Origin of the sequence: Noviherbaspirillum denitrificans (assembly GCF_002211445.1) — a bacterium.
In the GTDB taxonomy this organism is placed as follows: domain Bacteria; phylum Pseudomonadota; class Gammaproteobacteria; order Burkholderiales; family Burkholderiaceae_D; genus Noviherbaspirillum; species Noviherbaspirillum denitrificans.
This window is the reverse complement of the sequence record NZ_LSTO01000001.1, coordinates 2,542,614-2,560,634: the sequence shown is the minus strand read 5'-3', so window position 1 is coordinate 2,560,634 and position 18,021 is coordinate 2,542,614. Positions and strand designations below refer to the sequence as shown.

The 18,021-nt window shown below is 58.8% G+C and carries 18 protein-coding genes; 17 read left to right on the top strand and 1 reads right to left on the bottom strand.

The window, feature by feature from the left end:
- Nucleotides 1-38 precede the first annotated feature (38 nt).
- On the top strand, nucleotides 39-1,382 hold the full coding sequence (gene rlmD / locus AYR66_RS12510; RefSeq protein WP_088707746.1) for a 23S rRNA (uracil(1939)-C(5))-methyltransferase RlmD: 1,344 nt from the start codon (nucleotides 39-41) through the stop codon (nucleotides 1,380-1,382).
- 56 nt (nucleotides 1,383-1,438) lie between these two features.
- Here rlmD and AYR66_RS12505 read toward each other — a convergent pair whose 3' ends face one another.
- The gene (locus AYR66_RS12505) at nucleotides 1,439-2,131 is read right to left on the bottom strand and encodes a Bax inhibitor-1/YccA family protein (RefSeq protein ID WP_088707745.1); all 693 of its coding nucleotides are present in this window, start codon (nucleotides 2,129-2,131) and stop codon (nucleotides 1,439-1,441) included.
- Between the two features lie 201 nt (nucleotides 2,132-2,332).
- Here AYR66_RS12505 and ndk point away from each other — a divergent pair, with 201 nt between their 5' ends.
- From ndk to AYR66_RS12425, 16 genes are all read left to right on the top strand, one after another.
- Entirely contained in the window at nucleotides 2,333-2,758 is a 426-nt protein-coding gene (gene ndk, locus AYR66_RS12500) for a nucleoside-diphosphate kinase (protein WP_088707744.1), read from the top strand.
- 66 nt (nucleotides 2,759-2,824) lie between these two features.
- Nucleotides 2,825-3,994 carry a dual-specificity RNA methyltransferase RlmN gene (rlmN, locus tag AYR66_RS12495; RefSeq protein ID WP_088707743.1) on the top strand — a complete coding sequence of 390 codons (1,170 nt, stop codon included), beginning with the start codon at nucleotides 2,825-2,827 and terminating at the stop codon, nucleotides 3,992-3,994.
- Nucleotides 3,991-4,791 (top strand): type IV pilus biogenesis/stability protein PilW, encoded by an 801-nt coding sequence (pilW, locus tag AYR66_RS12490; protein WP_088707742.1) that lies wholly within the window; start codon nucleotides 3,991-3,993, stop codon nucleotides 4,789-4,791. The genes rlmN and pilW overlap by 4 nt, the downstream gene beginning before the upstream one ends.
- Nucleotides 4,784-5,734, top strand: coding sequence for a helix-turn-helix domain-containing protein (locus AYR66_RS12485; protein ID WP_088707741.1), 951 nt, complete (start codon nucleotides 4,784-4,786; stop codon nucleotides 5,732-5,734). Before pilW ends, AYR66_RS12485 begins: the two co-directional genes overlap by 8 nt.
- Before the next feature lie 7 nt (nucleotides 5,735-5,741).
- Entirely contained in the window at nucleotides 5,742-7,013 is a 1,272-nt protein-coding gene (gene ispG / locus AYR66_RS12480; protein ID WP_088707740.1) for a flavodoxin-dependent (E)-4-hydroxy-3-methylbut-2-enyl-diphosphate synthase, read from the top strand.
- A 24-nt stretch (nucleotides 7,014-7,037) separates the two neighbouring features.
- On the top strand, nucleotides 7,038-8,381 hold the full coding sequence (gene hisS, locus AYR66_RS12475; protein ID WP_088707739.1) for a histidine--tRNA ligase: 1,344 nt from the start codon (nucleotides 7,038-7,040) through the stop codon (nucleotides 8,379-8,381).
- A 12-nt stretch (nucleotides 8,382-8,393) separates the two neighbouring features.
- Nucleotides 8,394-9,044 carry a YfgM family protein gene (locus tag AYR66_RS12470; protein WP_088707738.1) on the top strand — a complete coding sequence of 217 codons (651 nt, stop codon included), beginning with the start codon at nucleotides 8,394-8,396 and terminating at the stop codon, nucleotides 9,042-9,044.
- 24 nt (nucleotides 9,045-9,068) lie between these two features.
- Nucleotides 9,069-10,217 (top strand): outer membrane protein assembly factor BamB, encoded by a 1,149-nt coding sequence (bamB, locus tag AYR66_RS12465; RefSeq protein ID WP_088707737.1) that lies wholly within the window; start codon nucleotides 9,069-9,071, stop codon nucleotides 10,215-10,217.
- 7 nt (nucleotides 10,218-10,224) lie between these two features.
- The gene (gene der, locus AYR66_RS12460) at nucleotides 10,225-11,568 is read left to right on the top strand and encodes a ribosome biogenesis GTPase Der (RefSeq protein ID WP_088707736.1); all 1,344 of its coding nucleotides are present in this window, start codon (nucleotides 10,225-10,227) and stop codon (nucleotides 11,566-11,568) included.
- 114 nt (nucleotides 11,569-11,682) lie between these two features.
- Nucleotides 11,683-11,919 carry an RNA chaperone Hfq gene (gene hfq / locus AYR66_RS12455; RefSeq protein WP_057291543.1) on the top strand — a complete coding sequence of 79 codons (237 nt, stop codon included), beginning with the start codon at nucleotides 11,683-11,685 and terminating at the stop codon, nucleotides 11,917-11,919.
- 27 nt (nucleotides 11,920-11,946) lie between these two features.
- Nucleotides 11,947-13,068, top strand: coding sequence for a GTPase HflX (hflX, locus tag AYR66_RS12450; RefSeq protein WP_088707735.1), 1,122 nt, complete (start codon nucleotides 11,947-11,949; stop codon nucleotides 13,066-13,068).
- A 77-nt stretch (nucleotides 13,069-13,145) separates the two neighbouring features.
- On the top strand, nucleotides 13,146-14,435 hold the full coding sequence (gene hflK, locus AYR66_RS12445; protein ID WP_088707734.1) for an FtsH protease activity modulator HflK: 1,290 nt from the start codon (nucleotides 13,146-13,148) through the stop codon (nucleotides 14,433-14,435).
- Complete coding sequence (gene hflC / locus AYR66_RS12440) at nucleotides 14,435-15,328, top strand: protease modulator HflC (protein WP_088707733.1); 894 nt, start codon at nucleotides 14,435-14,437, stop codon at nucleotides 15,326-15,328. Before hflK ends, hflC begins: the two co-directional genes overlap by 1 nt.
- A 21-nt stretch (nucleotides 15,329-15,349) precedes the next feature.
- Entirely contained in the window at nucleotides 15,350-15,532 is a 183-nt protein-coding gene (locus AYR66_RS12435) for a DUF2065 domain-containing protein (protein ID WP_272938338.1), read from the top strand.
- Nucleotides 15,533-15,548: 16 nt separating this feature from the next.
- The gene (locus AYR66_RS12430) at nucleotides 15,549-16,700 is read left to right on the top strand and encodes an ATP phosphoribosyltransferase regulatory subunit (protein ID WP_088707731.1); all 1,152 of its coding nucleotides are present in this window, start codon (nucleotides 15,549-15,551) and stop codon (nucleotides 16,698-16,700) included.
- Nucleotides 16,701-16,704: 4 nt separating this feature from the next.
- Entirely contained in the window at nucleotides 16,705-18,003 is a 1,299-nt protein-coding gene (locus AYR66_RS12425) for an adenylosuccinate synthase (RefSeq protein ID WP_088707730.1), read from the top strand.
- Nucleotides 18,004-18,021 lie beyond the last annotated feature (18 nt).

Below are 18,021 nucleotides of genomic sequence, written 5' to 3'. Positions count from 1 at the left end.
CCGGGCTCTCGTGCGCCCGGCATTTCATTTTTGTAGCCATGCAGCAGAACATCATCGATATCGAATCCCTCGACATGGAAGGCCGGGGCGTCGGTCACCTGACCAATGAGGACGGCACGCCGGGCAAGGTCATTTTCGTTGAAGGCGGATTGCCGGGAGAGCGTGTCAGCTTTCAGTCCTTCCGCAAGAAACCGAAATGGGAGGCCGCCACCCTGACCGAGCTGCACAAGGAATCCTCGCTGCGCGTCGATCCCAAGTGCACCTATTTCGGTATCTGCGGCGGCTGCGCCATGCAGCACCTCGAGCCATCCGCCCAAGTCGCGATCAAGCAGCGCGTGCTGGAAGATAACCTGTGGCATATCGGCAAGGTCCGGGCAGAGCGCGTCATGCGCCCGATTTTCGGGCCGACATGGGGATACCGCTATCGCGCGCGCCTGTCGGTGCGCAATGTGCAGAAGAAGGGCGGCGTGCTGGTCGGCTTCCACGAGCGGAAATCGTCCTTCATTGCCGACATGAAGACTTGCGAGATCCTCCCGCCGCATGTTTCCGCAATGCTGGTGCCATTGCGCCATCTCGTCGAGTCGCTGACTATCTTCGAGCAAATGCCGCAGATTGAACTGGCGGTCGGCGAGAGTGTGACCGCGCTGGTGCTGCGTATCATGGCGCCGCTGACGGAGGAAGATGAGCACAAGTTGCGCGTTTTCGCCGATGAATACCGTATCCAGTGGTGGCTGCAGCCGAAGGGCCCCGACACCGTCTATCCGTTCTACCCGACCAATGTCAGCCTCGAATACGTGCTTCCCGAATTCGGCGTCCGCATGCCATTCAAGCCGACCGACTTTACGCAGGTCAATCACCACATCAACCGCGTACTAGTGGCAAAGGCGCTAAAGCTTCTTGATGTTCAGCCGGGCGAGCGGATTGCCGACCTGTTTTGCGGCCTTGGCAATTTCACCCTGCCACTCGCGACCCTGGCGAGGGAAGTGGTGGGCATCGAAGGCAGTACCGCGTTGACCGAGCGCGCGCTCGACAATGCACGAGCCAACGGATTGGATGGCAAGACGACATTCTATTGCCGCAATCTCTTCGAAGCGACGGCAGAGGACTTTGCTGCCCTGGGCAAGTTCGACCGCATGCTGATCGACCCGCCGCGAGAAGGGGCGATTGCCGTTTGCCAAGCGATTGTCGCCCTTGGCGAGCAAAATCTGGAAATGAAACCAAAGCGCATCGTGTACGTGTCATGCAGTCCCTCGACCTTGGCAAGGGATGCGGGCTACCTTGTCAACCAAGGTGGTTACGTCCTGCGCCAAGCGGGCGTGGTCAACATGTTCCCTCACACAGCCCATGTGGAATCCATCGCAGTGTTCGAGCTGCCTTCTTGAAGGCGGAATAAAAAAAGCCGGCTGGGCAGCCGGCTTTCGATCGAAATACAGTGTTGTCAGTCGCTGTCGCCACCGAAGATGCCAAGCAGCGACAACAGGTTGCTGAAGATGTTGTACACATCCAGATAGATCGCCAGCGTTGCCGTGATGTAGTTGGTTTCGCCGCCGTTCACGATCTGCTGCACGTCATACAGGATGAAGGCGGAGAAAATGCCGATGGCGAGTACCGAAACCGCCAGGTAAAGCGCAGGCAACTGCAGGAAGACATTTGCCAGCGCCGCAACCAGGATGACCAGGACGCCCGCGAACAGCCATTTGCCCATATTGGAGAAATCCCGCTTTGTGACGGTGGCGATAGATGCCATGCCGGTAAAAATCGCTGCGGTTCCGCCAAATGCGGTCATGATGAGCGTTGCCCCATTGGAGAAGCCGAGAATGTGGCCGATCAGGCGCGATAGCATCAGGCCCATGAAGAAAGTGAAACCCAGCAGGATCGCTACGCCCAGTCCGGAATTCTTGGTCTTTTCAATTGCATAAAAGAAACCAAATGCAATGGCCAGGAACACCATGAAGCCGACAAATGGGCTGCCGGCAAAGAAGCTGAACTTCAGTTGCACGCCAAGCCACGCGCCCAGGACGGTCGGGATCATGGACAGCGCCAGCAGCCAGTAGGTATTGCGCAGCACGCGATTGCGGACGACCAATGCTTCGGCAGGCGCGTTGTAAGTATGTTGCAGATTGTGGTCCATATTGCCTCCAGCGACATGTTGCAAAGTTGAAGTGGCAAAAGCATAACATGCACGTCTACAGTATAGGATGCTTGCGAAGAGGCCAAGTTCGCCGCCGACCCCGCAAGAACGTGTTCTCCTGGGCTTTCATGCTACAATAGAAGGTTAGTTGATTTCTCAATTGATAACCTTAACCCTTTATTTTTATTGGAGTTTTTACAGATGGCAATCGAACGCACCCTGTCGATCATCAAACCGGACGCAGTTGCAAAGAACGTGATCGGCCAGATCTATACCCGTTTCGAAAACGCCGGCCTGAAGATCGTTGCTTCCCGCATGGCGCAACTGTCCCGCGCTGAAGCCGAAGGCTTCTACGCCGTGCACCGTGAGCGTCCTTTCTTCAAGGACCTGGTTGACTTCATGGTTTCCGGTCCGGTCATGATCCAGGTGCTGGAAGGCGAAAACGCCATCGCCAAGAACCGCGAACTGATGGGCGCAACCGACCCGAAGAAGGCTGACAAGGGCACCATCCGCGCTGACTTCGCTGATTCGATCGACGCCAACGCTGTCCACGGTTCCGACGGCGCCGACACCGCCAAGGTCGAAATCGCGTATTTCTTCCCGGCGCTGAACGTCTACTCCCGCTAATTTGACATCGCGTTCACCTTGATGGATTGTTTACTTTCAAGGATGAGCGCAGAATGAAATACACCTATGACAGCTCTCACCAACCTGCTGGATCTCGATCCCGCGCAACTCGTCGCTTACTGCGGCGAGTTGGGTGAGAAGCCGTTTCGCGCAAAGCAATTGCAGCGCTGGATCCACCAATTCGGCGCCAGCGATTTCGATGCGATGACTGATCTCGCAAAATCCTTGCGGGAAAAGCTTAAAGCGCGTGCGACGATAGCCGCGCCCGCAGTCATCAGCGATCACATTTCCTCCGACGGCACGCGCAAGTGGCTGCTGGACGTTGGCCAGGGAAATGCGGTCGAGACCGTATTCATCCCCGAGGAAAACCGCGGCACGCTGTGCGTCTCGACGCAGGCGGGTTGTGCGGTCAATTGCCGTTTCTGCTCGACGGGGAAGCAGGGTTTCAGCCGTAACCTCACAGTGGGTGAAATCATCGGCCAGTTGTGGATGGCTGAATTCGAGTTGCGCCGTTCCAAAGGCATCGAGCCGGGGCCGAAAGGCGAGCGCCAAATCACGAATGTGGTGATGATGGGCATGGGCGAGCCGCTGCTGAACTTCGAACCCACGGTGACCGCGCTCAGGCTGATGCTGGACGATAACGCCTATGGTCTTTCGCGCCGGCGTGTGACCGTGTCGACCAGCGGCGTCGTGCCCATGATCGACAAGCTGTCGCAGGATTGCCCGGTCGCCCTGGCGGTATCCCTGCACGCGTCCAACGACCCGCTACGCGACGGTCTTGTGCCCCTCAACAAGAAATACCCCCTGAAGGACCTGATGGCGGCATGCCGACGTTACCTTGAATTTGCGCCGCGTGACTTCATCACCTTCGAATACTGCATGCTGGATGGTGTCAACGACACGGATACCCATGCACGGGAACTCGTCGCCCTCGTACAGAACGGTGCGGAATCCGTGCCGTGCAAGTTCAACCTGATTCCGTTCAATCCTTTCCCCGAGTCGGGCCTCGTGCGTTCGAACAATGTCCGCATCAAGGCCTTCGCACAGGTTCTCATCGACGCCGGTATCGTAACGACCATCCGCAAGACACGCGGCGACGACATCGATGCCGCCTGTGGCCAGCTGGCCGGAGAAGTGCAGGACCGGACGCGTGTGCAGGAGCGCATGCAGAAAATGGCGGAATATCAGCAAAAATTCGGCAAGAATTTTGGTCGTATCGTCGAGGTGCCCAGGTGACCGTTCGTCGGGTTAATGCATGGCTTGCGGCTGCGCTTGTGGCTGCGGCATTCCTCGCCGGCTGTGCAACCGGACCTGCTGCCGTACCGCCTGGCGAGTCTCCGGTGGCGTCGGAGCAGACCGAAGGTCAGCGCCGTGCCCGCATTCGCCTGCAGCTCGCCGTGGGGTACTACGAGCAACGTCAGTCTGCCGTAGCCCTGGACGAGATTCGTCAGGCGCTCGCTGCAGACCCGGCATTCGCCGAAGCTTACGTCATGCGTGCGTTGATCTACATGGACATGGGTGAAAACAAGCTCGCTGAGGAAAACTTCCAGCAGGCCATCAAACTGTCTCCGAATAATCCCGATTTCAACAACAACTACGGATGGTTTCTTTGCCAGAACGGCAAGGAAAAGGAATCCATCGCCTATTTCGATGCTGCATTGAAGAACCGCGCGTACCAGTCGCCAGGCAAGGCACTGAACAACGCGGGGATCTGCAGCATGAAGCTGAAGAACAAGACTGCGGCAGAGCGGTATTTCTCGCAGGCCTTCCAGTACGACCCGGGCAATCCGACGACCAACACTAACTTGGCCCGCATTTATTACGACCAAGGCGACTACGAGCGCGCCCGCTTCTATATCGGCCGCGTAATGAAGTCGGATGTCATGACTGCCGACGTGCTGTGGCTCGCGATCAAGGTCGAGCGCAAGCTTGGCGATCGTGCGGCCGAATCCAGCCTGGTAACGCAATTGCGCCGCCGCCATGGCGGCTCTGCAGAATTCGCGGCGTATCAACGCGGAGCATTTGATGAGTGATTCCGGAGTAAATGACCAGCTGGCCTCCAGTGAACCGGAGGGCCGGCTGCCGAAGATTTCCCCTGGCGCGCGGCTCGCGACGTTGCGCGAGGAGCGCGGATGGAGCGTCGAGCAGGTGGCAAGCCAGCTCAATCTCGCCCCGCGACAGGTTGCTGCGATTGAGCGCGACGACTATCCGGCTTTGCCGGGAATGGCCATCACGCGAGGATTCGTACGCGCCTACGCCAAGCTGTTGAAAATTGATGCGACGCCCTTGCTCGCCGACCTCGGCGGCGAAACCGTGCTGGTGCATGACTCACTGACACCGCAAAAATCACTGTCGACGCCTTTCGCCGACTCACGCATGCCGTCCATGACCGAGCGTCCCGGGCTTTCGTCCAAGTGGGTGGTCGGAGCGTTGCTGGCGGTCCTGCTGGGTGTTGGAATCTGGGCGACCCGTCATGGCGGTGAGTCCTCGTCCATTCCCCAGGCAGCTACAACAGCAGTGAAGGACGGCGTGGCCAGCATGGCCGGCGCGGACGAACCCAAGGCGGCTCTCGAATCAAAGCCAGAGCCGCTCGCCAATCCTCCTGCCGAAAACACGGCGCCCGCTCCCGTCGTGAACGACGCACCGGTACAGCCTCCTGCAACGCAGTCAAACTCACCTGCCGCGCCCGCACAACCGGTAGCCCCGGCAGCGCCGGAAACCGCCGTGGCGTCCGCTACGGATGCACTGCAGTTGAAAGTACGCGAAGAGTCCTGGGTCGAGATACGTCGCGGCCGCGACAACAGCGTGCTTCTGTCGCGTCTCCTGAAGGCAGGCGAGACCGAGACCGTGCTGGTGACGGAGCCGGTTTCCGTCGTGATCGGCAACGCATCGGGCGTGGATGCCAGCTTGCGCGGCGCTCCCTTGGAGTTGAAAGCAGGCGCCAAGAACAACATTGCTCGTTTAACCGTGAAGTAGGTTTCGCATGGCACTTCCGAATCGACCAATCGACTCCGGCCCGCTGCAGCGGCACACGACCCGCTCGGTGGCTATCCGTTACGGGAGCAAGACTGTGATGGTCGGCGGAGGCGCGCCGGTCATGGTCCAGTCGATGACTAATACCGATACCGCTGACGCGATCGGCACCGCAATCCAGATCAAGGACCTGGCGCGCGCGGGTTCGGAAATTGTCCGCATCACGGTCAACAATCCGGAAGCGGCTGCCGCTGTCATCGCGATCCGCGAGCAGCTCGACAAGATGGGCGTCGATGTGCCGCTCGTCGGCGATTTCCACTACAACGGCCACAAGCTCCTGAGCGATTTTCCGGAGTGCGCCCAGGCCCTGTCGAAGTACCGCATCAATCCCGGCAACGTGGGGCAGGGCGCCAAGCGTGACACCCAGTTCGCTCAGATGATCGAAATCGCCTGCAAGTACGACAAGCCGGTGCGGATCGGTGTGAACTGGGGCAGCCTGGACCAGGACCTGCTGGCACGCATCATGGACGAGAATGCGCAGCGCGCCGATCCGTGGGACGCGCAGGCAGTGATGTATGAAGCCCTTGTCACATCCGCGGTTGAAAACGCGCGCCGCGCGGAAGAACTGGGCCTGGCGGGGGACAAGATCATTCTGTCCTGCAAGGTGTCGGGTGTGCAGGATCTGATCGCGGTATATCGTGAACTGGCGCGCCGTTGTGATTACCCGCTGCACCTCGGTCTGACCGAAGCGGGAATGGGCAGCAAGGGTATTGTGGCTTCCACCGCGGCGCTGTCCGTGCTGCTGCAGGAAGGGATCGGCGACACGATCCGCATTTCGCTCACACCCGAGCCGGGCGGTGACCGTACGAAGGAAGTCGTGGTGGGGCAGGAAATCCTGCAAACCATGGGCTTGCGCAAGTTCACGCCCATGGTCATCGCCTGTCCGGGGTGCGGCCGTACGACCTCGACCGTGTTTCAGGAGCTGGCCGACCGCATCCAGACCTACCTGCGGGACCAGATGCCGGAGTGGAAAAAACAGTACCCCGGCGTCGAGAACATGAACGTCGCCGTCATGGGCTGCATCGTCAATGGCCCGGGCGAATCGAAACACGCCAACATCGGCATCAGCCTTCCAGGCACCGGCGAATCGCCGGCGGCGCCGGTATTTGTGGATGGAGAAAAGAAGGTCACGCTGCGCGGCGACCGTATTGCAGAAGAGTTCCAGGCCATCGTCCTGGATTATGTGAAAACCCGTTACGGTAGTGCAGTCGTCAATAATTGACCGACGCGCATTGCCCCCAAGAGCATGTCTGAGAACAAGAAAGCAGAGAAGATCCTCGGCGTTAAAGGGATGAATGACATCCTGCCCGCCGACGCACCGTTGTGGGAGCTGTTCGAAAACACTGTGCAATCGGTGTTGAAGAGCTATGGCTACCAGCAGATCCGTACCCCGATCGTCGAACCGACCCCGCTGTTCGCGCGCGGCCTCGGCGCAGTCACGGACATCGTCGAGAAGGAAATGTATTCCTTCGTCGACTCGATGAACGGCGACCAGCTCACGCTCCGCCCGGAGAGCACAGCGGGTGTCGTCCGCTCGGTGCTGGAGCACAACCTCACGTACGAAGGGCCGAAGCGTCTCTGGTACGCAGGCCCAATGTTCCGCCACGAAAAGCCGCAACGCGGCCGCTACCGCCAGTTTCATCAAGTCGGTGCGGAAGCGATCGGCTTTACCGGTCCGGATATCGACGCCGAACTCATCATGCTTTGCCAGCGCCTTTGGGACGACCTCGGCCTCGAGAACATCCGCCTCGAGCTGAATTCGATCGGTAATGCCGAAGAGCGCAACCGCCACCGTACGGATCTGATCGCGTACTTCGAGCAGCACAAGGACCTGCTCGATGCGGACGCACAGCGCCGTCTGCATTCCAATCCGCTGCGCATCCTCGACACCAAAAATCCTGCAATGCAGGACATGGTCAACAAGGCGCCGCAACTGCTCGACTACCTCGGAGAGGAATCGCGCGCGCACTTCGAAGGCGTGCAGCGTATCCTGCGCAACAACAGCATTCCTTTCACCATTAATCCGCGCCTCGTCCGCGGCATGGATTACTACAACCGCACGGTGTTCGAATGGGTGACCGATCAGCTCGGCTCCCAGGGGACCGTGTGCGGCGGTGGACGTTACGATCCCCTGATCGAAATGTTTGGCGGCAAGCCGACTCCGGCCTGCGGTTTTGCAATCGGTGTCGAGCGCCTGCTCGAGCTGATCAAGGCATCGGGTGAGCAGTTCACGCCCAACCAGTGCGACGTCTACGTGGTGCACCAGGGCGAAGCTGCGCAGATGCAGGCATTCGTTGTGGCTGAGCGCCTGCGTGATGCCGGCCTCGATGTGGTGCTGAATTGCGCGTCGTCGAATGGCGGTGCCAGCTTCAAGTCGCAGATGAAGCGCGCCGATGCGAGCGGTGCGAGCTTTGCCGTCATCATCGGCGATGACGAGGTTGCCAAAGGTATCGTCGCCGTCAAGAACTTGCGTTCCGACGACATTGAAAACAACCAGACAACGATCCCGTTCGAATCCGTCATCAACCATATCGTGGAGCAGATCATCTGCGGCGACGAGTGTGACGATCCGACGCATCACCACCACTGATACCAGGACATCATGGCATACGATCTCGAAGAACAAGAACAGCTAGCCACCCTCAAGGCATGGTGGAACCAGTATGGCAATCTCGTTACATGGCTGCTGATCATCGGCCTGGCCGCGTACGCGGGCTGGACCGGATGGAACTACTACCAGCGTTCGCAGGCGGTCCAGGCCAGCCAGCTTTATGAAGAACTGCAGAAGGCGATCGCATCCAAGGACAACGGCAAGGTCCAGCGTGCGGCAACCGACATGACCGGAAAGTTCGGCCGTACGGCATATGCCCAGATGGCAGCGTTGGCCGCAGCAAAGAGCGCATTCGACGCCAACGACTTGAAGACGGCCAAGACGCAGCTGCAATGGGTTGTCGAGAACGGCTCGACCGACGAGTACAAGGCCATCGCCAAGATTCGCCTGGCCGGCATCCTGCTTGATGAAAAGGCTTATGACGAAGGCCTGAAACTGCTCGCCGGGGAATTTCCCGCTCAGTTCGCCGGCCCGGTCGCGGATCGCAAGGGGGATATCCTGGTCGCTCAGTCCAAGGTCGAGGACGCGCGTGCTGCCTACAAGGACGCGCTCGAGAAGACCGATCAAAAGAATCCTGCACGCCAGTTGATCCAGTTGAAGCTGGATGCACTGGGCGGCGAGCAGGCCAAGGGCGCTGCGTAACAAGAACAACGACAAGGGGAAGAAATGCGTATTGCCGTAAAGCTGACGTGCGTCGGAATGGTCGCCCTTGTGGCGGGCTGCTCTTCGTTGAACCCATTCGCGAGCAAGCCGGCGCCGCGCAATCCGCCGGCAGCGCTGGAGGATTTCAAGCAAACGCTCGGCGTACGCACCGCGTGGTCCACCTCGATCGGTAATGCGGGTGAATTCGTATTCTCTCCGGCTGTTTCCGGTGATAGCGTATTTGCTGCCGCTGCCGACGGCACAATTGTCCGAATCGAAGGCGCGAGCGGACGTACTGTATGGCGCATTAATGCCGACGCGCGCCTGACGGCGGGTGTTGGCAGCGATGGCCGTACCGTGGCAGTTGCAGCAGAAAAGGGCGTGCTGCTCGCATACGATGCCGACGGCAAGCTGCGCTGGAAGGTCCAGGCATCGAGCGAAATCCTGTCGACACCCGCAGTGGGGCAGGGCGTTGTTGTTGTGCGTAGTGTCGATAATCGTGTCGCCGCCTATGACGCCGAAACCGGCTCACGCCGCTGGGTCGTACAGCGCACCTCGCCGCCGCTGACGCTGCGTTCGGCACCGGGCATCGCGATTTCCGGTACGTCGGCATTCGTCGCTTTGCCGGGCGGCAGGCTGCTTGCGCTTGCCCTTAGCAATGGTGGCGCGCGCTGGGAAGTCGCCGTTGGCGATCCGCGCGGGACGACCGAACTTGAGCGTATTGCCGATTTGTCTGGCACGCCCTTCGTCGCTGGTCGCGACGTGTGTGCGGTTGCCTACCAGGGGCGCGTGGCCTGCTTCGATAGCAGCAATGGCACTGCCCGTTGGGCCAAGGATTTGTCCAGTGAAGTTGGGCTGGCCGTCGACGAGCGCAATGTGTACGCTGCCGACGAGCAAGGCGCCGTTACGGCATTTGCTCGGGATACCGGTTCCGGTGCCTGGCGTAACAACAAGCTGGCCAACCGCCGCCTGTCCGCCCCTGTTGTCATGTCGCGGGCGCTTGCCGTTGGCGACGCCCAGGGTTACATCCATTTCCTGTCGCGCGAAGATGGCGCGTTCCTCGCCCGTGTACCGACGGATGGCAGCCGCGTGGTTGCCGTCACCCCGCTCTCGGCCAATAGCGGCATTTTCCAGACCCAGGCGGGGACAATTGTTGCTTTGGCAACAGAGTGAGTATTGAATGAAGCCGGTTATTGCATTAGTAGGCCGACCGAACGTCGGCAAATCCACGTTGTTCAACCGGCTGACCCGGTCGCGCGATGCATTGGTTGCGGACCTCCCCGGACTTACGCGCGATCGCCACTATGGTGAAGGTCGTGTCGGCGAACGCCCCTTCCTGGTCATCGATACCGGCGGCTTCGAGCCGGTGGCCAAGGAAGGCATCATGCACGAGATGGCCAAGCAGACCAAGCAGGCTGTGGTCGAAGCGGATGTCGTTGTCTTCATCGTTGACGGTCGCCAGGGACTGACCCCGCACGACAAGACAATTACCGATTTTCTGCGTAAATCCGGCCGTCCTGTCATGCTGGTGGTGAACAAGGCCGAAGGCATGAAGTACACCTCGGTCACCGCAGATTTCTATGAACTCGGCCTTGGCGACCCTTATGTCATTTCCGCTGCCCACGGCGACGGGGTGGCAGATCTCGTCAATGAGGCGTTGGACCTCGCTATTGCGCAGAAGCCCGCCGAGGAAGTGCCGGTCGAGCCCGGGAAAAGGGGCACCAAGATAGCCATCGTCGGTCGTCCGAATGTCGGCAAGTCCACGCTAGTCAACACCCTGCTCGGCGAAGACCGCGTGATTGCCTTCGATATGCCGGGCACGACTCGCGACGCTATCGAAATCCCGTTCGAGCGTGACGGCAAGCACTACACACTGATCGATACTGCCGGCATTCGCAGGCGCGGCAAGGTGTTCGAGGCTATCGAGAAGTTCTCGGTCGTCAAAACCCTGCAATCGATCTCGGAGGCCAACGTGGTTCTCCTGTTGCTCGATGCGCAGCAGGACATCTCCGAGCAGGACGCACATATCGCCGGGTTCGTCCTCGAATCCGGCCGCGCGCTTGTTGTTGCGGTGAACAAATGGGATGGACTGGAATCGGACCGGCGCGACGAGATCAAGATCGATATTGAGCGCAAGCTCAACTTCCTGTTTTTCGCCAAGTTCCACTTCATTTCGGCCCTCAAGGGCTCAGGCATCGCGCCGATGATGAAGTCCATCGATTCTGCCTATTCGGCCGCAATGGCAAAGCTATCGACTCCACGCCTGACGCGTGCTCTGATCGAAGCGGTCGAACACCAGCAGCCACGCCGCAAGGGCTCGATCCGGCCCAAGCTGCGCTATGCACACCAGGGCGGGCAAAATCCGCCGGTCGTCGTTATCCACGGAAACGCGCTAGAGTCGATCGACGACAATTACAAGCGTTATCTGGAGAAACACTTCCGCGAAACTTTTTCGTTGGTGGGCACTCCATTACGTATCGAACTGCGTTCAAGCAAGAATCCCTTCACCAAGTCGGACAAATAGTCTTTCGCTTGGCAGGAAACGCAAAAATCGATTACATTCGTAATTCAGGGAAGCACTTGAATTTCATCGGAGTGCACCCAACTCCACATCACAAAACAACACAATGGAGCTGTTATGAGCAATAAAGGGCAACTGTTACAAGACCCGTTCCTCAACGCCTTACGCAAAGAGCACGTCCCTGTTTCGATTTACCTCGTTAACGGAATCAAGCTGCAGGGACATATCGAGTCGTTCGACCAGTACGTCGTACTTCTCCGCAACACCGTGACGCAGATGGTCTACAAGCACGCCATTTCGACGGTGGTGCCGGCTCGTGCCGTCAATATCAATGTCGAATCCGACGCGGAATAAGATATCGTTGCCTCGTCTTCCCCCCTTATGCGCGCTGCCTTAGTCGGCGTCGATTTCGGCAAGGGCGACTTTGCCGCAAGCCTTGAAGAGCTGTCCCTACTGTCAAAGTCGGCCGGGGCAGAGCCCGTTGTAACCATCACCGGAAAACGCTCCAGCCCGGATGCCGCACTATTCGTCGGCGCCGGCAAGGCGGATGAAATTTCGGACGCCGTCACGCGCGAGCGTCTCGACATTGTCATCTTCAATCATGCGCTCTCGCCGGCACAGCAACGCAACCTCGAGCGTCAGCTCAAGACGCGCGTGATCGATCGAACCAGCCTGATTCTCGACATCTTCGCCCAGCGCGCGCAGAGTCATGAGGGCAAGGTGCAGGTCGAGCTGGCGCAGCTTCAGCACTTGGCGACTCGTCTTGTACGCGGATGGACGCACCTTGAGCGACAGAAGGGTGGTATCGGCCTGCGCGGTCCGGGCGAAACTCAGCTCGAAACTGACCGCCGGCTGCTCGGTGACAGGGTCAAGATGCTCCGAACCCGTCTCGACAAGCTGCAACGTCAGCGCGAAACCCAGAGGCGCGCCCGCGGGCGCAATAACACCTTCTCTGTGTCTCTGGTCGGTTATACGAATGCAGGCAAGTCCACCCTGTTCAATTCGCTCACCAAGGCCCAGGCATATGCCGCGGATCAGCTCTTTGCCACGCTGGATACGACATCAAGGCGTATCTTCCTGGGCGACGCCGGGAATATCGTGATTTCCGATACGGTCGGATTTATCCGGGAGCTGCCGCACCAGCTGGTCGCCGCTTTCCGCGCGACCCTGGAAGAAACCATCCACGCCGACGTCCTTTTGCACGTCGTCGATGCGGCAAGTCCGTCCCGCATGGAGCAGATCGAGCAGGTCAATGCAGTACTTGCGGAAATCGGTGCCGACCATATTCCCCAGATTCTGGTGTGGAACAAGATTGACGCCGCAGGCTTGGAGCCGGCTTTGGAACGTGATGAATATGATAAAATCCGGCGTGTTTTCATCAGCGCCCGGACCGGGGCCGGCTTGAACCTGCTGCGTGAAGCCGTCAGCGAATTTGCCAAGGCAAGCACAATGGCGCGTCTTGAGCGCCTGTCGGTTCCCCTGCAACACGACGCACGAACATAGGGACGTTCCGTTTCGTCAGAGGCCTCCACAAAAGCCAGCTGTACAACCCATTAACAACAAAGCCGGATAACGAGAGAATGCCCGTTCCTCTATTCAAAAAAATCGGCCTGAAGTTCTCACTGAACGATCCTCGTTGGGGCCGCGGCTCTCAGGACAACGGCCAGAACCAAAATCAGGATGGCAAGCGGCCTAGTGACGGTCCTCCGGATCTTGACCAGCTATGGCGCGAGTTCAACCAGCGTCTCAATCGCCTGTTCGGAAACAAGGGTGGCCGCGGAGGTGATGGTGGCGGCTTCAATCCGGACGCGAGAGGTGCCGGCATTGGCGTGGGCCTGATAGCTGCCATCATCGGCTTCCTCTGGCTTGTCAGCGGCTTCTTCATCGTCCAGGAAGGCCAGACGGGCGTCGTCCTTACTTTCGGTAAATATAGTCATTCGACGCCGGCCGGTTTCAACTGGCGCTGGCCGTATCCGATCCAGAGCCATGAGGTGGTCAACGTCTCGCAGGTTAGAACTGTCGAAGTAGGCTACCGCTCTTCGGTACGCAACAAGCAGGCGAAAGAATCGCTGATGCTGACCGATGACGAGAACATCATCGACATCCAGTTCGCCGTCCAGTACAAGCTCAAGAATGCATCCGAGTGGCTCTTCAACAACCGTGAGCAGGATGAGCTTGTGCGCCAGGTCGCGGAAACTTCCATTCGTGAGATCGTCGGCCGTAGCAAGATGGACTTCGTTCTCTATGAAGGCCGTGAAAAGGTTGCGTTCGATGTGAGCCAGCTGATGCAGCAGATTACGGATCGCTACAAGGCCGGTGTTCAAATCACGAATGTCACCATGCAGGCCGTCCAGCCGCCCGAGCAGGTGCAGGCCGCTTTTGACGATGCCGTAAAGGCTGGTCAGGATCGCGAGCGCCAGAAGAACGAGGGGCAGGCATACGCGAATGACGTGATTCCCCGTGCACGCGGTGCAGCTTCCCGTCTGATCCAGGAGGCAGAAGCCTACCGTTCCCGCGTGGTGGCGAATGCGCAGGGCGATGCGTCGCGCTTCAAGCAGGTTCTTGCAGAGTACCAGAAGGCACCCGCGGTGACCCGGGACCGGATGTATCTGGACACTATGCAGCAAATTTTCACGAATACCACCAAGATCATGGTCGACAGCAAGGGTGGCAGCAACCTGTTGTACCTGCCGCTCGACAAGCTGATGTCACAGGTTTCCGGCGAAGCCGCGAAGGCCGGTGGCGCAGCCGTGCCGCAGTCGTCGAATCAACCCCAGACGCCAGAACCGCTGCAATCAATGGAAACACAACGACAAAAAGATTCGCGCAGCCGCGACGGACGCGATTCGCGTGACAGGGAGGCGCGATAATGAATCGTCTCGTTTCCTACACCATTGCCGGGCTGATTCTCCTGTCGGTCCTGCTGTCTACACTTTTCGTTGTCGACCAGCGCCAGTACGCCATCGTGTTCGCGCTTGGTGAGGTCAAGAAGGTCATTAACGAGCCGGGTTTGCACTTCAAGTTGCCGCCCCCGTTCCAGAATGTCGTTTTCCTTGACAAGCGTATCCTTACCTTGGACACGCCTGAAGCGGATCGCTTCATCACCGCCGAAAAGAAGAATATCCTGGTCGATGCCTATGTGAAGTGGCGTATCCTCGACCCGCGCCTGTACTTCGTCAGCTTTACGGGTGACGAGCGCCGGGCGCAGGATCGGATGTCGCAAATCATCAAGGCTGCCCTGAACGAGGAAATTACCAAGCGCACTGTCCGGGAAGTGATCTCTGGCGAACGTGGAAAGGTGATGGCTGCGATCCAGAAGAAGGTTACCGACGAAGCCAAGCAGATCGGAGTCGAGATCATCGATGTCCGTCTCAAGCGTGTGGATTATGTAGAGCAGATCAACAATTCGGTCTATGACCGCATGAAGGCCGAGCGTACACGCGTGGCGAACGAACTCAGGTCGACTGGTGCTGCAGAATCCGAAAAAATCCGGGCCGACGCCGACCGTCAGCGGACAGTCATCCTTGCCGAAGCCTACCGCGAAGCAGAAAACATCCGCGGTGACGGGGATGCCAAGGCGACGCAGGTCTACGCCCAAGCGTTCGGGCAAAACCCGGAATTCTTCAAGTTTTACCGTAGTCTTGAGGCTTATCGTGCCAGCTTCAGGAATCGGGGTGACATGATGGTCATTGAGCCGAATTCGGAATTCTTCAAGTATTTCAAGAGCACGGGAGCGGGGGCGGCAGCCAGTCCGAAAAAATAATTCAGGCTGGAAGTGAAAAGCTTGATCGTCGCGATTGGCTTGATGCTCGTGCTTGAGGGTATCATTCCATTTCTTTTCCCCCGACATTGGCGCGACACAATTAACCGCATCGCCCGACTGACCGACGGACAAATACGTTTCGTCGGTCTTGTTGCTTTGTCATGTGGTTTGGTTGTGCTGGTCTTGGTTCATATTTTTTCTTAAAGCAGTATTTCCTGTCATGCCGAATTGGCTACTTCCTGAAAACATCGCCGACGTGCTGCCGTCTGAAGCGCGCAAGATCGAAGAGTTGCGACGTTTGCTTCTAGATAACTTCCGTCTGTACGGCTACGAACTCGTCATGCCGCCGATGCTGGAATACCTGGAATCCCTCCTGACTGGTGCTGGTCAGGACATGAGCCTGAGGATCTTCAAGCTCGTCGACCAGCTTTCGGGCAGGACAATGGGTATTCGTGCCGACATGACGACTCAAGTCGCGCGTATCGATGCCCACTTGCTGAATCGCACATCGGTCACCCGGCTTTGCTACGCCGGCAGCGTGCTCCACACGCGCCCCTCCGGGCTGCATGCCACCCGTGAGCCGTTGCAGATCGGCGCCGAGATCTATGGCCACAAGGGTTTGGAAGCTGACGCCGAAATCCAGGAGCTCGCGCTTGCATCGCTGAGCTTGGCAGGGATGACGGAAGTGCGTCTGGATTTGTGTCACGTCGGCGTACTGCGCGCCATCGTGGAAAATGACGCTAAAGCGCAGAAACGCGAAAATGAATTGTTTACGCTGCTTGAAAGCAAGGACGTTCCCGGTCTTCGCGTGCTGACACAGGATTTCGATGTTTCGACGCGTGAAGCCTTGCTGGTATTGCCCAGCCTGTATGGCGATGCATCTACTATTGCACGTGCGAGGGAAGTGCTCCCCAACCTGCCGGGCATTGCCAATGCGTTGGATGAGCTGGAATTGCTCTCCAGTCAAGCGGGCAAGGCCAGCGTCACCATCGATCTTGCGGACTTGCGTGGCTATCATTATCACAGCGGTGTCATGTTTGCCGCATATGTTCCCGGCTTGCCTAATGCGGTAGCCCGCGGCGGACGTTACGACCACGTCGGCGAGGCGTTCGGGCGTGCCCGTCCCGCAACTGGTTTCTCGATGGACCTTCGCGAATTGGCGCGTTTGCTGCCAATCGCCGAGCGCAAGCGGGCGATCCGGGCGCCTTGGGGAACCGAGCCGGCCCTGCGCCAGAAGATTGCCGAACTGCGCAAGGCAGGAGAGGTGGTCATCCAGGCGCTGCCGGGACATGAAAACGATCAGGATGAATTCGACTGCGACCGTGCAGTCGTGTTTGAAAACGGTAACTGGACTCTTACAAAACTAGGTTAATAGCATGGCAAAGAACGTTGTCGTCATCGGCACCCAGTGGGGCGATGAAGGAAAAGGCAAGATCGTCGATTGGCTGACTGATCATGCACAAGGTGTGGTTCGCTTCCAAGGTGGACACAACGCCGGCCATACACTGGTCATCGGCGGGCAGAAAACGGCCCTCCAGCTGATCCCGTCGGGCATCATGCGTGCAGGCGTGGCTTGCTACATCGGCAACGGCGTGGTGCTGTCCGTGCCTGACCTCTTGCGTGAAATCGACAAACTGCAAGGCATCGGCGTTGAGGTTGTTTCCCGCCTTAAGATATCCGAGGCTTGCCCAGTCATCCTGCCTTATCACACTGCGCTGGATGCTGCGCGTGAGGCAGCGCGCGGCGCGGCAAAGATCGGCACGACCGGAAAGGGCATCGGCCCGACCTATGAAGACAAGGTGGCGCGCCGCGCCATCCGTGTCGCTGACCTGCTGAACGAAAACCGTTTTGCCGAGAAGCTCAAGGAAAATCTGGACTACCACAACTTCGTGCTGGCCAATTATCTGAAGGCACAGCCGGTCGATTACCAGAAGACCCTGGATGACGCGCTGGCGACCGTGCCGCGCATTGCGCCCATGGTGGCTGACGTATCCAGCGCCCTCTATGCGGCATACAAGGCCGGCGGCAACCTTTTGTTTGAAGGTGCGCAAGGAAGCTTGCTCGACGTCGACCACGGTACGTACCCCTTCGTCACGTCCAGCAATTGCGTCGCCGGCAATGCGGCGGCGGGGGCGGGCGTTGGTCCGAACATGCTGCATTACATCATGGGCATCACCAAGGCTTATACCACTCGCGTCGGCTCGGGACCGTTCCCGTCCGAACTGCCGACTGACCAGGGAATCGGCAAGCACCTGGCGAGTGTCGGCCATGAGTTTGGCACTGTGACCGGACGTGCGCGCCGTTGCGGCTGGTTCGATGCGGCGCTGCTGCGCCGTTCGGTGCAGATCAATGGCGTTTCCGGCATGTGCCTGACCAAGCTGGACGTTCTTGACGGCCTGGAAAATCTGCAACTGTGCACCGGCTACAAGCTCGATGGCAAAGTCGTCGACATCTTCCCGGTTGGCGCCGAAGATGCCGGACGCTGCGAGCCCATTTATGAGCAGATGCCTGGCTGGTCCGAGTCGACCGTCGGCGCGAAATCGATGGATGCGTTGCCGGCGAACGCGCGCGCCTATATCAAGCGGATTGAGGAGCTCGTCGGCGTTCCGGTTGACATGGTTTCGACCGGTCCGGATCGTGAAGAGACGATTGTCCTTCGCCATCCCTTCGTGTGATTGGAAGCGACATGACTG

What these genes read in the sequence shown, in the direction of transcription:
- ndk (WP_088707744.1), top strand. Translation starts at nt 2,333, where the DNA reads ATGGCAATCGAACGCACCCTGTCGATCATCAAACCGGACGCAGTTGCA.
- AYR66_RS12425 (WP_088707730.1), top strand. Translation starts at nt 16,705, where the DNA reads ATGGCAAAGAACGTTGTCGTCATCGGCACCCAGTGGGGCGATGAAGGA.
- hisS (WP_088707739.1), top strand. Translation starts at nt 7,038, where the DNA reads ATGTCTGAGAACAAGAAAGCAGAGAAGATCCTCGGCGTTAAAGGGATG.
- ispG (WP_088707740.1), top strand. Translation starts at nt 5,742, where the DNA reads ATGGCACTTCCGAATCGACCAATCGACTCCGGCCCGCTGCAGCGGCAC.
- AYR66_RS12505 (WP_088707745.1), bottom strand. Translation starts at nt 2,131, where the DNA reads ATGGACCACAATCTGCAACATACTTACAACGCGCCTGCCGAAGCATTG.
- AYR66_RS12430 (WP_088707731.1), top strand. Translation starts at nt 15,549, where the DNA reads ATGCCGAATTGGCTACTTCCTGAAAACATCGCCGACGTGCTGCCGTCT.
- hflX (WP_088707735.1), top strand. Translation starts at nt 11,947, where the DNA reads ATGCGCGCTGCCTTAGTCGGCGTCGATTTCGGCAAGGGCGACTTTGCC.
- der (WP_088707736.1), top strand. Translation starts at nt 10,225, where the DNA reads ATGAAGCCGGTTATTGCATTAGTAGGCCGACCGAACGTCGGCAAATCC.
- bamB (WP_088707737.1), top strand. Translation starts at nt 9,069, where the DNA reads ATGCGTATTGCCGTAAAGCTGACGTGCGTCGGAATGGTCGCCCTTGTG.
- hflC (WP_088707733.1), top strand. Translation starts at nt 14,435, where the DNA reads ATGAATCGTCTCGTTTCCTACACCATTGCCGGGCTGATTCTCCTGTCG.
- rlmD (WP_088707746.1), top strand. Translation starts at nt 39, where the DNA reads ATGCAGCAGAACATCATCGATATCGAATCCCTCGACATGGAAGGCCGG.
- hflK (WP_088707734.1), top strand. Translation starts at nt 13,146, where the DNA reads ATGCCCGTTCCTCTATTCAAAAAAATCGGCCTGAAGTTCTCACTGAAC.
- AYR66_RS12485 (WP_088707741.1), top strand. Translation starts at nt 4,784, where the DNA reads ATGAGTGATTCCGGAGTAAATGACCAGCTGGCCTCCAGTGAACCGGAG.
- AYR66_RS12470 (WP_088707738.1), top strand. Translation starts at nt 8,394, where the DNA reads ATGGCATACGATCTCGAAGAACAAGAACAGCTAGCCACCCTCAAGGCA.
- rlmN (WP_088707743.1), top strand. Translation starts at nt 2,825, where the DNA reads ATGACAGCTCTCACCAACCTGCTGGATCTCGATCCCGCGCAACTCGTC.
- hfq (WP_057291543.1), top strand. Translation starts at nt 11,683, where the DNA reads ATGAGCAATAAAGGGCAACTGTTACAAGACCCGTTCCTCAACGCCTTA.